Below are 13,216 nucleotides of genomic sequence, written 5' to 3'. Positions count from 1 at the left end.
TAAATGTTAAGTAAAAGTTTTTGTTTGCTTTTGTATCTATAAGACAACCGCTTAACAGCAAACGTTACACTTATTTGCCAACAATTTTCACATTTAACAACCTTTTAACATTTAGCCATCAAAATCAATAAGTTCGTTAATTTGTCCATATAATACAGTTAACATTATCAGCAAAACCGCAATTAACTGTGACGTTTTTAAATTGATGATTTTTGATGTGCTTAAAAATTCAAAGCTTTCCCACGCCTCGGCAGTACAAAACACTATAAAGCACTAAAGCCGCTCAAATGAGCGGCTTTAGTGCTTTATATAATTGAGAACAAAACTTTTTATTTGATTACCGAATATACATTGGTAATTTTCCAGCCATCACCTGTATTAGCAACGGTTACATAATTAGTGCGTACAAACTTACCATAGTTCATTTCTACTTTCACAATGCTCATGTCATCGTTGCCTTCAACTTCTTCAACATTGGTTTTACAGTCCTGGCGCACGTCTTTGTTTTCTACAGCAAACTGCAACATGGCTGACTTGCTAAAGCTCATTACTTTGTTGCCACGCAGGATGCTGAATTTAGCATTCTCTTCAATTACATTATTAAGTTCGGTACTCTGACCAGTTGTCATGGCGCTTACGTAAGCGTCAACGGCGTTATTTTTAGTTGATTTTACTGTTTTAACAATTTCATCAGCTTTTACAAACTGAGCAGTTGCCAATAAAGCTATACCTAATACTAAAGTTTTTAAAGTTTTCATATCGTTTAAAATTGATGTTATTTAAATTGTTGTTTTTGCTTTTATACCCATAAGACACTACAACTACCACAAACGTTACAAAGAATTTTATTTTGTTGTAAATATTTATCGAACGGTGATTGGGAACATGATTTTGACATGATTGTTTTGACTTATTTCAAAATAATTGAAATAAGCCCTTTAAAAGGCAAATAAAAACTTAAATGACAAGATCAAAGCACATAAACACCACAAAATAAAATTTCGGCAAATAAAAAACGCCCGACATGCGGGCGTTGATAAACTATAGGTATTTCTTTTATTAAGGCTGCGTAGGCGCCTGATTATTCGTAAATCGGCTATCCTTACTAATGCTAATGTAATCAGTCAAAATTTGCCCTGCCTCCATCTTTAAAAAGTCGAGGTCTTCATTTTTAGGTCTAACCTGTCCCTTTTTCAAAGGTGGCAAATTTAATGCTGCTCGGCGCAAGTTATTACGCTCAAAGTTCTTTTGCTCTTCACTGTCGCGCTGTTGCTTTAACTGTTGCTCATTCAGCGTTATGCTTGTTTCATTTTGACGTTTTTTATAATCGGCAATATCCTCAAGCAAATACTTGTAGTTGGCGTTTTTGGCCATACGGTCTTCGTGCATTTTGCTCAACTGAGGTATTACTGTACCCAAATCACCTACCTTGGTATAATTACTTTTATTGATAACATCAAATGGTAAAGCTGATGGCTCGGTATCTTCTCCATACTTATCTAACGGAATAACCGAAGGGAACTTGATATCAGGCATAACTCCTTTATGCTGGGTAGAACTTCCGCTTATACGATAGAATTTGGCTACGGTTAAGTTCAACTGCCCGAATTTAGATTCTGCTCCTGTACCGCTTGCTTTTTTGGTCATTGCGGTAAGCATCTCTTTAATTGATGGGTTAATTACCTTATCTAACTCAATAGCGCTTTGCACTGTACCTTTACCATAGGTTTGTGTACCTATAATTATGCCTCTGCCGTAATCCTGAATAGCGCCTGCGAAAATTTCAGATGCCGAAGCGCTGAAACGATCCGTCATTACTGCAAGCGGACCTGCATAAGTTACAGTAGGGTCTTCATCTTCGTCAACCTCAATACGGTTACGGGTATCACGCACTTGTACTACCGGTCCGTTTTTAATAAATAAGCCGGTAAGCTCGATAGCCTCGATCAATGACCCGCCACCGTTTTGACGAAGATCGAGTATTACGCCGTCAACGTTTTCACGCTTTAAGGTATCAAGAATCAGCTTAACATCACGCGTGGTACTTTGATAGTTTGGATCTTTTGCGCGGTAAGCATTAAAATCTATGTAAAATGCAGGAACGTTGATGATTCCAATTTTTAAAGTTTTACCGTTTGAATTGTAAGTGCGTATTTCCTTTTTTGCTAACTGATCTTTCAGAACGATTTTTTCACGAACCATTTCAACAATGCGTGGCTGTGCCGACGTTGAAACTCCTTTAGGCAGTATTTTCAAGCGCACTGTTGTGCCTTTTTTACCGCGTATAAGTGCTATAGCATTTTCAAGGCGCCAGCCCACCACATCCTGGTATTCACCGCCCTGATTACCTTGTGCAACTGCAACAATACGGTCATCAATATTTATCTGACGGCTTTTATCAGCAGGGCCACCGGCTACAACACTTTTAATGGTAACATACTCGTTTTCGCTGGCAAGGGTTGCGCCTATACCTTCTAACGAGCGCGACATTTCAATGTTAAAATTAGCCGCGTTGGCAGGGTTATAGTAATTGGTATGCGGATCTACCGACTCGGTAAAGGCATCCATAAATATCTGAAAAACGTCTTGATTTGATAGTTTTTTAGATTGCGATATAAGGCTTTGGTAACGCTTACGTAAGGTTTCCTTGTTTTTACCCATATCGGCAGTGGCCAGCTTAAGGTTAAGCAAATCATACTTTACACGTTGGCTCCAAAGCTTATTCATTTCGGCCTGGTTAGCAACCCATGGCTCCTTTTCGCGGTCATACGTAAAGCTTTCATTTTTACCATAATCAAATGATTTATCAACCTGTGCTAAAGAGTAGTTAATACGCTCCAGGTAACGTTTCTGGTAAACGTTAAATATATAGAAGGCATTATTCAAATTACCGGCTTTGAGGTCGTCGTCAAACACCGTTTTAAAACGGTCAAAGTCTTTAATATCTGATGCCAGCAGGTAATTATGGTTTTGATCTAACGATTTAAGATAGCGGGTATATATAAGGCTGGAAAGCGAATCATTAAGGGCAACTTTCTTGTAATTGTAACTGCTTATAAGCCCGGCAACCTCCTTAGCCACGATGCTTTGTTGCTGATCGGGTACCAAATTGGTTGAACCGTCAACCTTGACCGGCCCTGAGGTTGACGCCTGGCAAGCCAGCGTTGCGCCCAACACCAGGAACGTATATAATTTTGTAAACATTTCCTTTATATTTTTTAAATCTGTGCCTGAATTATAAAACATCAATATTAGTGCCTATAGTATACAAGTTGCCAAAGTAAACAAAAAAGAGACAGCAATTTAGCTGTCTCTTATATACAAATGCAATATTATGACACAATGTTTTTTTACCTGGTTATTATTTTATTAACGGGTAAAAAAATTGTTTTTCTGTTAAACACTACAGGCTTAAAAATTATAGGGTATTTTGTCCGGCACTGGCTAAACCTGCCTCGGTTTTTACTGCGGCAAGCTTGGTACGCTGTAAATTATCCTGATGCCTTTTTACCGATACAACATCGTCATTCCAATGATGATTGCTGGCAAGGTCTTGCGCTTCATCTAAATCTTGCTGGGCAAGGGCAAAATCGCCGATGGTTGATTTAATAGATGCCAGTTCAATAAGGTTAGCAATGGTTAAGCGGTCGTTATTTTGCTGCCTCGATAAGTTATTACTCTGCAAAAAGAACCATTTAGCTTCTGAAAGCTTATTTTGCTGCAGGTAAATTTTAGCAAGCTCGTTGAAACTATAGCTGGCCTCAGCATATTCTCTGAAACGCATTTGATGCTGAGCGGTTTTCATTACCGTACGTTCATTTTGCGTAATGTTGTAAATGGTTTGTGAAATTGCCACCCTTTTAACAGCGGCATTGCTCAATTTGCCATCAAGTTTTGGTTGGTATTGTTTTACCTGAGCCATTTGCGCATAGCGCGCATGCTTTTTTAACGGACCTACTGCCCACCACTGCGCCGAAGCAGTAAAACCTGTTGTACATAAAACTAAAACCAGTAAAATTCCTCTCATCTATTCTTTGTTGGGGTTTTATAAATTAAGCTATAAGCAAAATTAAGTTTTATAAGCAAACCAAGCACTTTTGGAGTGTAATTTAAGTAAAAACTTTATTTAAATTAAAAATTAAATCAAGCTATTGTAATGGTTATAAGGACAATCTGTTTTCTTTTTTACTTAACTCCGTTTTATACGGAGAATTAACAGTAAATGTTACCCTGTTTTGTAAGGTTTAACCTAAGCTTGTCTCCTTCAATTTGAGACATATTAGAAATTATCCTATCCTTTTCACTGATGTTTGGTACAGCAAAACCACCGCAGGTAAATATATGTTATAGCCAACAGGTTATTTAAATCATTTAAGCCATGGCCTTTGTTGATTACTATAAAATTTTAGGCGTTGAAAAAACTGCCAGCGAAAAGGATATTAAAAATGCTTATCGCAAGCTGGCCCGCAAATATCACCCCGACCTTAACCCGAACGATACTGAAGCTAATAAAAAGTTTCAGGAGATAAATGAGGCTAACGAAGTGCTTACCGATGCTGAAAAGCGTAAAAAGTACGACCAGTACGGAGAAAACTGGCAACATGCCGATGCCTATGAGCAGGCGCGCCAGCAGCAGGGCCGTTCGTATAGTGGCTACCAGGGCGGAGGTCAGCAGGGCGGATATAATTTTGAGCAATTTGGTGAGGATGGCGGCGACTTTTCAGAATTCTTTCAATCGATGTTTGGCGGCGCAGCTGGAGGCGGCAGGCGGCAACAAGCACGCTATCGCGGCCAGGATTTTAATGCGCAACTGCAACTAACCTTGCAAGAGGCTGCACAAACACATAAGCAAACGCTTACCGTAAATGGCAAAAACATACGCATAACCATACCTGCGGGTGTAGAAAACGGGCAAACCATAAAAATTGCAAGACACGGCAGCCCTGGTGTAAATGGTGGCCCGGCAGGCGATTTGTACATCACCTTTATGGTTGCCGATGATGTGCGTTTTAAACGGCGCGGTAACGACTTGCTGGCTACAGTATCACTTGATTTGTATACCGCAATATTAGGTGGCGAAATTACGGCCGACACGCTTACCGGGCAGGTTAAAGTAAAGGTAAAGCCCGAAACGCAAAACGGCACCCAGGTTAAACTAAAAGGTAAAGGCATGCCTGTATATAAAAAAGACGGTGACTTTGGCGATATGTACCTGACTTACAACATACAAATACCTACCAACCTCACTAACGAGCAAATTGAATTATTTAAGCAACTGGCTAACCGTAAATAATATGACAACAGAGCAGTTAACCCCCGTAAACGAATTTTGCAGCTACCACCGTATTGAGTATACCGTTATCTCTACGTTTCATGATGCAGGTTTGCTAGAATTAAATACAATTGATCAGGTTAGCTATATTCCGGTGTATGAACTACCGCGGCTAGAGCGAATGATAAGACTACATACTGAATTAGGAATTAACACAGAAGGTGTTGAAGCTATAACGCATTTATTAGAGCGTATTGATATGATGCAGCAGGAAATGCAGGTACTAAGAAACAGGTTGAGGAGCTATGAGTGAGCTTTGCTACCGCACCACATATACTAAATAAATATTAGGACGCCATTTCAATAACACCGAAATTTGCATCTATGAACAATCTCCCGCCATTGGCCGAACGTATGCGCCCTAAAAACCTTGACGATTATGTAGGTCAAAAACATTTGGTTGGTCAGGGTGCCGTACTGCGCAAGGCAATTGAATCAGGTAATTTACCGTCAATGCTTTTTTGGGGACCTCCGGGTGTGGGCAAAACCACGTTGGCTTATATCATTTCACAAAACCTAAACCGCCCGTTCTTTTCCCTGAGCGCAATCAACTCAGGTGTGAAAGATGTGCGCGAGGTAATTGAGAAAGCCGCACTGCTTAAGCAAGGCGGACAAACGTTACCGGTTTTGTTTATAGATGAGATTCACCGTTTCTCAAAATCGCAGCAAGATTCGCTGCTGGGTGCTGTTGAACGTGGCATTGTTACCCTCATTGGCGCAACTACCGAAAACCCTTCGTTTGAAGTAATTTCGGCTTTGCTATCGAGATGCCAGGTGTACATACTACAGCATTTGCATGAAGATGACTTGTTGGCCTTGCTCAATAAGGCAATGAAGGAGGACGAGGTATTAAAGCATAAAAACATCACCATTGAAGAGCACGAGGCTTTGCTGCGGCTTTCTGGCGGTGATGCACGTAAGTTGCTTAATGTTTTTGAACTATTGATAAACGCCATTGATGCACCTCAAATAACCGTTACTAATGATAATGTACTCGAGAATGTGCAGCAAAACATGGCGCTTTATGATAAGGCCGGCGAGCAGCATTACGATATAATTTCGGCTTTCATCAAATCTATGCGGGGCAGTGATCCTAATGGAGCGGTGTACTGGCTGGCCCGTATGTTGGTTGGTGGCGAAGACCCATCTTTCATCGCACGCCGCATGCTTATATTAGCTTCTGAAGATATTGGCAATGCCAACCCTAACGCCCTCTTATTGGCGCAAAGTTGTTTTGAGGCTGTAAATGTAATTGGCATGCCCGAAGCGCGTATCATCCTTTCGCAAACCGCTGTTTACCTGGCAACATCGGCAAAAAGCAATGCCAGCTATATGGCTATTGGCGTGGCTATGGATCTGGTGAGGCAAACCGGCGACCTGCCCGTACCCTTACACCTGCGCAATGCGCCAACCAAGCTCATGAAAAATATTGGTTATGGTAAAGAATACAAATACGCCCACAGCTATGAAGGCAACTTTACCGATCAGGACTTTTTGCCAGATGCCATTAAGGGGTCTAAGCTATACGATCCCGGACAAAACGCCCGTGAGAATGAAGCCCGTGAAAAGCTGCGTAAATTGTGGGGCGACAGGTATAAGTATTAAGAAATTATCAAAAGCTAAAAGAGGAGCCACTATAAAACAAGTGGCTCCTCTTTCAATTATGCCTCGTAGGCAAACTTGTAGCCCACACCTCGTACGGTTTGCAAATACTGGGGCGAATCGGGGTTGTTTTCTATCTTTTTACGGAGGCGGACAATGTGCATATCAAGCGTGCGCGTATTAACATCTGCATTGTAGCCCCACACCTCCATCATCAGCTCTTCGCGGTTAATTACCTTATTTTTATTTTTTAAAAAGTAAAGCAAAATACGGTTCTCCAGAATGGTTAACTCAACCTTGCGGCCACCCTTCACTAACAGGTGGGTATTGGGGTGATGTTCCATATCGGCAAAACGGTGAACTTCTGACTTTTCACTGTTTAAGGAGAACTTAATCTTATTATCAATCATGGCTACCAGCACATCCATGTTGAAGGGTTTGGTAATGTAATCGCTTACGCCAAAGTTATAAGCCTCAATTTTGTCAACGTCTTGCGCCTTGGCAGTCATCATAATCACCAATTTATCAAAGCCTTTTTCGCGTATGGCCGTGCAAACTTCTGAGCCTTGCTTACCGGGCAGCATCCAGTCTAACAACACAATATCCGGATTACCCTCCATTATCATTTGTTCTGCATCGTTACCATTGGCAGCTTCCAGTACTTTGTAACCCTCCGTCTCTAAACGCTCGGCCACTAAAAAGCGTAAATTCTCGTCATCCTCAACCAGTGCTATCTTAATTTCTGTGTTCATGATTTAATTTTCATAAGGCAGGGTTACAATAAACTCCGAACCTTCGTTTACTTTACTTTTTACCTGCAGGTCTCCGTTCATAAAATTAGCCAGTTCTTTACAAAAAGCCAAACCCAGGCCTACGCTTCCGGTTTGGTTATACTGGTTTTCTATGCGGTAAAACTTTTTAAATATATTACTAATCTCGTTTTTAGGTATACCAATACCTTTATCAGCAAATGAAAAAATTATGTTACGCTTTTCGTAGCCAATGCTTATAAACAGCTCCTTTTGCCCAGGGTTTGAGTACTTGTAGGCGTTCTCAATTAAATTTTGAAATATACTGCCCAACAAAACCGGATCAGTATAAAAATTATAAACACCTTCTACACGGTACTTCAAATCAAAATCAGGGTACTTTATGCTAAAGGTGTTAATATATTTCTGCACAAACTCGTCAAGGTTAACTTCGGTTTTATTAAGCTTTATAGACCGGTTTTCAATTTGCGTAAACGAAAGTAGTTTGTTCATTAACTCGTTAAGCTTATCGGCCTCCTCATCTAATATCTTACCGTAGTGCTTTCGCTGCCTCTCGGTAAGTTCACCCTCCCCTTTCAGGTTTGATCCGGCTATTTTAATAACGCTAACGGGAGTTTTAAACTCGTGGGTAAAGTTATTTATGAAATCATACTGTAGCTTAAACAGTTTAAGATTCACATTTAGGTTGCGATATATAAGCCAGCCAATAAGCACTAAGAAGATATAAATTAACAGCACAATGGCTGCAGTAGGCATAAAATGCTTGTTAATTTCATTGTCAAGGTGTGAACGATCAGACCTGAAATAAAGCTTATAATCAGAAAACGCGCCGGGTAGTGCCACTTCTGTTCTTATCTCACTATTATCAGTAGTAAGCGGATCATAAACAACGGGCTGAATTGATATATGCTGATACAGCTCCGGGTGTGTATTTTTAAGCTTTATAGTATACACGTCAAGCAAAAACGTCATCATATTTTGCTTGTAAACTGCTGATGTGCGCCCACCGTTTTGCAACTCCCGGTATTGCTTTATCTCCTCGCGACGGGGTATATTAAGGTAACTGATTTTGCTCGGCTTAACATCATAAAAGGTACGGTAAATTTCATCCTGATTAGGGACACGGGAGGTATCAGCGTTTACCAGAAAATAATTAAACTTGGCCGACATGGTGGCAAAATCTATACCCGCAGCACCTGCCGATTGTCTGCGCCCTTGTATACGCTGATTTACTTGCCTGTACTCATACACGGCCTTTACCGTAATGCCCATTGAGTTACCGGTAGTGCTTTGCGGATTACTGCCTATAGCAATTTCATCATACCTTATAGTTTTTACAAACGGAAAATCATCAAATACCGACCGGGCATAATTTGCAGCTGACGATGAATCAAGAAACCCCTGGTAGGATGTTATTTCGGGGATGCGGTTTTGGAAGAAGCTATTGTAAGGTTTTATGGTTTGCTCAAGCACATCAAGCTTTTTTGAAGCAAATTCATTTTCAACCAGGCGCGATGTAAAGTTATAGCCAATAACAAGCGCTACAACCACCATAATAGATATAAGCACCAAAAAGGCCCCAATAAGCGAGAAATTCTTTTGGTAGATGTGCTGGTGTGCTTTGGCTGCCATGGTATTAAGGCTTAACCTTCATATGAGTACTCAGGAACTTCTCAATATCAGTATACATGGCCATACGGTTGTGCTCACTCTTGAAAAAATTACGTTCGTTATCTTTAAGCACATACTTAACAGAAACATTGTTTTTTTGCAAGGCCCGTACAAACTGGTTTAACTCACTGATGTTTGCACGCGGGTCTTTAGCACCTTGAAAAATAAGCAGTGGGCTCTTAATTTTATCGGCATGAAACACCGGCGAAATAGCCCTGAACACATCAGCATCCGTTTCGGGATTACCAACCATTTCATAGGTCATTTGTAAACGGGGCTTTAAAAACGGAGGAACATCTTTTAAATAGTTAAAGAAGTTTATAAGCCCGTACTGAACTATGGCGCAATTATAAGTTTTAGGGTGAAACGACATGCCGTACAATGCTGAAAAGCCGCCAAAGCGTGCACCCATTATAGCTATCTTTTTAGGATCGGCGATGCCTTCTTTTATAAGCCATTGAACACCATCATTAATATCGCTTTGAATTTTGCCGCCTACCTGCTTAAAACCGGCACTCATGAATTTTTTTCCGTAGCCGGTAGATCCTCGGTAATTAATTTGAAACACGGCATAACCACGGTTAGCCAAAAACTGAACCTCGGCGCTGTACCCCCAGTTGTTACGGTTCCAGGGGCCATCATGCGGCATAACCACAACCGGTAAGTCTTTGTCCTTATCACCCAAAGGCAATGTCAAGTAACCGTTTATAAGCAAACCATCGCCCGCTTTAAAACTTACCGGTTTCATAGCACACAATTCTTCGGGCTTAAAACTGGTATTAAGGTTACTTAGTTGGGTAAGCTTCCCAGTACTTTTTTCGTACAAGTAAGAGGTTCCTGGGTTACGATCAGTATAAGTAGTAATTACAAACTTAGTTTCGGCGGTATCACGATCAACAAACTTAACGGCACCATTATGCAACTTCTTTTTAAGATCATTAAACATATTGCCTGCTTCCGTATTCAAGAAATGCTTATGTGGCTTTGCATCTTCCCAGCCGGCATACTCCAGGCGCCTTTTATTACGCGAGTAACCAACATCCATTATATCGGCCTTGTCAGTAGCATAAATCACTTTTTGCTCCCGGCCTGTAAGGGCATTTATTTCAACCAGGGCAGACTTATCTCGATTTACATTTGATAGGGCATAAAACGTGTTCCCGGCGTTTGTGAATGCAACCGGGTCAACCTTATTTTTAAAATTATTCTTAATAATGGGCTTGAATTTTGCCTGCTCATTACTCCGGAAGAGTATGGTTTCATCTACCCCGTCAGATGCTTTGGCTAACAGTATTTTGCCGTTATTATCAGTATACCACTCAGTAATATTGCCCGGGTTTGTTATGTACAGCGTTAACTCGTTGGTTTTAACGTTGAGCCGGTAAACATCAAACGTTGCCGGGTTGCGCTTATTCATTATAATAGTAACCACATCGGGGTTTTGCCTGCTGCGGTTAAGCAATCTTATACGTGTTTTGGTTTGGCTTAACAAAGTACGCACCTGCAGGGTGTTTACATCAAGCGCGTACATTTTCACCTCGTCCATTTCAGTAACATCCTGACTGAAAACCAACTGGTTATTGAACGTCCAGAAGTAGTCGCGTACAGGGTTATCAGTAAATGATGTTGCCATACGCTCCTTACCATCTTCGAGCGACTGAATAAACAAGTTTTGCCTGTCCTTATACGGTTTTAAGTAAGACAAGTACTTACCATCGGGCGATATTTTAAGGAAGCTTTTATCAGGTGTTTTGAAAAAATCGCTTATAGGTATCTGCCTGCGCTCCTCTTCCTGGCACGAAAAAAAAGCGGGCAGCAGAATAACAATAAGTATCAAATATTTTAAACGGTTCAGCATCTTAATTCCGTGCGTTCTTTTTCCAATCAGGTTAAATTATATAAATTTACTAAGCTGAGTAACAATGTCACCACAATTTTACCCGTTAGTATTAAACTTAAACTATCAGTAAAATATATAATTGGCTTGGGTTGCAATTTATTATTTTTGACATACATGAAGCGTTTACTTATCCTGATTTTTACATTGTTTGCTGTAACAATTTGCTTGCAGGCGCAGGAAAGTAATGATATGCAGCTGGCAAGGCAGTATGCCCAAAACGGTGAATACCAAAAAGCCGCAGATGTTTACCAGCGATTATACCGACAGGATAATGAAACCTATTTTTTTCTGTATGTTGAAACGCTCAGCAACTTAAAAAAATATGACGAAGCCGAAAACCTGGCTAAAAAGATAATTCGAAAACACCCTGATGAACCGCAATATGCCATAGCATTAGGCAAAATATACAATGAGCGGGGCCAAACCGAAGAGGCTTCTACCGTGTATGAAACACTCCTTAAAAACCTTCCCGCCAACCAGGCCGCCATCAGCAGTTTAGCCACCCAGTTTTACCAAGCCGGTAATACTGATATAGCTTTAAAAATTTTGTTGAAGGGACGTACCATGCTCAGCAACCCGCAGATGTTTAGCATGGAGCTAATAAGCCTTTACCGTATAAAGCGCGACAAAGCCGCCTTGACAGACGAATACCTGAACTTACTATCGGTAAATCCTATTTACATTAATCAGGCTCAAAATACACTTGCAACATTGTATGAGGGCGAGGCTGATTATGACATGCTGCGTACTGCTTTGTTAAAGCACATTCAAAAAGATCCGCAACAAATTGTGTTCACCAGTTTACTTACCTGGCAGTATTTACAACAAAAACAATATGATCAGGCGCTTAACCAGGCGCTGGCTTTGAACCGCCGCCAGCCTAATGATAAAGGGAACGACATATTTGATCTTTGTCAAACACTGGTAGCCAACGGAGCTTATGAAACCGCAATAAGGGGATATGAATATCTACTTACAAAAAACAGCCGTGGAGACGATTTATACATTTCCGTAAAAATTGAACTGGTTAATGCCAAAAGCTTAAGAATAACATCGGGCAAATACACACCCGCCGATTTACTAGAGTTGGAAAAGGACTACACAAGCCTGCTGGCTGAATTTGGCAAAAACGCCGGGACGGCATTTGCCATGCAAAAGCTGGCAAACCTGCAAGCTTTTAAATTGCATAAGCTTAATGATGCTCAAAAAATTCTTGAAGAAGCAGTTGCCCTACCAGCATTACGCCCGCAAACTTTGGCTTCATGCAAGCTTGATTTAGCCGATGTATACCTGATGAATAACCAGCCATGGGAAGCTACACTTATTTACAGCCAGGTTGAAAAGGCTTTTGCCGGAAATACTATGGCACAGGAAGCAAACTACCGCAATGCTAAACTATCTTATTACACCGGCGATTTTAAATGGGCAAAAAATCAGCTTAAGGTATTAAAAGCTGCAACATCACAACTTATAGCAAATGATGCCCTTAATTTGTCGTTATTAATAGGTGATAATTTAGTGACCGATACCGCCGGAAACGCACTTAAGATGTATGCACGAGCCGATTTACTCATATTTAAAGAAGAACCGGAAAAGGCTGTTTTAACACTTGATAGCATTGACAAAAAATTTCCGGGTAACGCACTTGCCGATGATATATTAATGGCAAAGGCCCGCATCTTTATTCAACAAAAAAATTATCAGGAAGCTATTGTGCCGTTAAAAAAAATTGTAGCCGACCATCAATATGACCTTTGGGCTGATGATGCTGTATATATGCTGGCCACTATTTACGATGAGCAGTTACATGACAAGGAAACCGCCAAATCTTACTATCAAAAAATCATTACTGATTACCCCGGCAGTATTTGGATAAGCGATGCCCGTAAACATTTCAGAATATTACGCGGAGATACACCTGATAGCTCCTCTTAATTTATA

At 40.6% G+C, this 13,216-nt stretch carries 10 protein-coding genes; 4 read left to right on the top strand and 6 right to left on the bottom strand.

Features of this window, described 5'->3' with window-relative positions; all coding sequences use genetic code 11:
• Window positions 1-329: 329 nt before the first annotated feature.
• From QZ407_RS04350 to QZ407_RS04340, 3 genes are all read right to left on the bottom strand, one after another.
• Entirely contained in the window at window positions 330-758 is a 429-nt protein-coding gene (locus QZ407_RS04350; protein ID WP_295767959.1) for a nuclear transport factor 2 family protein, read from the bottom strand.
• A 301-nt stretch (window positions 759-1,059) separates the two neighbouring features.
• On the bottom strand, window positions 1,060-3,204 hold the full coding sequence (locus QZ407_RS04345; protein WP_295767957.1) for a carboxy terminal-processing peptidase: 2,145 nt from the start codon (window positions 3,202-3,204) through the stop codon (window positions 1,060-1,062).
• A gap of 214 nt (window positions 3,205-3,418) precedes the next feature.
• On the bottom strand, window positions 3,419-4,027 hold the full coding sequence (locus tag QZ407_RS04340) for a hypothetical protein (protein ID WP_295767955.1): 609 nt from the start codon (window positions 4,025-4,027) through the stop codon (window positions 3,419-3,421).
• A 351-nt stretch (window positions 4,028-4,378) separates the two neighbouring features.
• Here QZ407_RS04340 and QZ407_RS04335 point away from each other — a divergent pair, with 351 nt between their 5' ends.
• The 3 genes from QZ407_RS04335 (at window position 4,379) to QZ407_RS04325 (ending at window position 6,937) form a co-directional block, all read left to right on the top strand.
• The gene (locus QZ407_RS04335; RefSeq protein ID WP_295767953.1) at window positions 4,379-5,293 is read left to right on the top strand and encodes a J domain-containing protein; all 915 of its coding nucleotides are present in this window, start codon (window positions 4,379-4,381) and stop codon (window positions 5,291-5,293) included.
• A 1-nt stretch (window position 5,294) separates the two neighbouring features.
• Window positions 5,295-5,585, top strand: a complete 291-nt coding sequence (locus QZ407_RS04330) for a chaperone modulator CbpM (protein WP_295767951.1) — start codon at window positions 5,295-5,297, stop codon at window positions 5,583-5,585.
• A 71-nt stretch (window positions 5,586-5,656) separates the two neighbouring features.
• Window positions 5,657-6,937: a replication-associated recombination protein A gene (locus QZ407_RS04325; protein ID WP_295767948.1), complete on the top strand. Its 1,281-nt coding sequence runs from the start codon at window positions 5,657-5,659 to the stop codon at window positions 6,935-6,937.
• A gap of 56 nt (window positions 6,938-6,993) precedes the next feature.
• On the opposite strand, the gene QZ407_RS04320 is transcribed toward QZ407_RS04325, so the two are convergent.
• The 3 genes from QZ407_RS04320 to QZ407_RS04310 are packed head-to-tail and all read right to left on the bottom strand — an operon-like array spanning window position 6,994 to window position 11,233.
• Entirely contained in the window at window positions 6,994-7,686 is a 693-nt protein-coding gene (locus QZ407_RS04320; protein ID WP_157540008.1) for a response regulator transcription factor, read from the bottom strand.
• 3 nt (window positions 7,687-7,689) lie between these two features.
• Window positions 7,690-9,336, bottom strand: coding sequence for a HAMP domain-containing sensor histidine kinase (locus QZ407_RS04315; protein WP_295767944.1), 1,647 nt, complete (start codon window positions 9,334-9,336; stop codon window positions 7,690-7,692).
• Between the two features lie 4 nt (window positions 9,337-9,340).
• The gene (locus QZ407_RS04310) at window positions 9,341-11,233 is read right to left on the bottom strand and encodes a prolyl oligopeptidase family serine peptidase (protein ID WP_295767941.1); all 1,893 of its coding nucleotides are present in this window, start codon (window positions 11,231-11,233) and stop codon (window positions 9,341-9,343) included.
• Window positions 11,234-11,389: 156 nt separating this feature from the next.
• Between QZ407_RS04310 and QZ407_RS04305 the strand changes: the two genes are divergently transcribed.
• Window positions 11,390-13,210: a tetratricopeptide repeat protein gene (locus QZ407_RS04305; RefSeq protein WP_295767939.1), complete on the top strand. Its 1,821-nt coding sequence runs from the start codon at window positions 11,390-11,392 to the stop codon at window positions 13,208-13,210.
• Window positions 13,211-13,216 lie beyond the last annotated feature (6 nt).

This window comes from uncultured Mucilaginibacter sp. (assembly GCF_913773635.1).
Classification (GTDB): Bacteria; Bacteroidota; Bacteroidia; order Sphingobacteriales; family Sphingobacteriaceae; genus Mucilaginibacter.
This window is presented reverse-complemented; position numbering and strand designations above follow the sequence as displayed.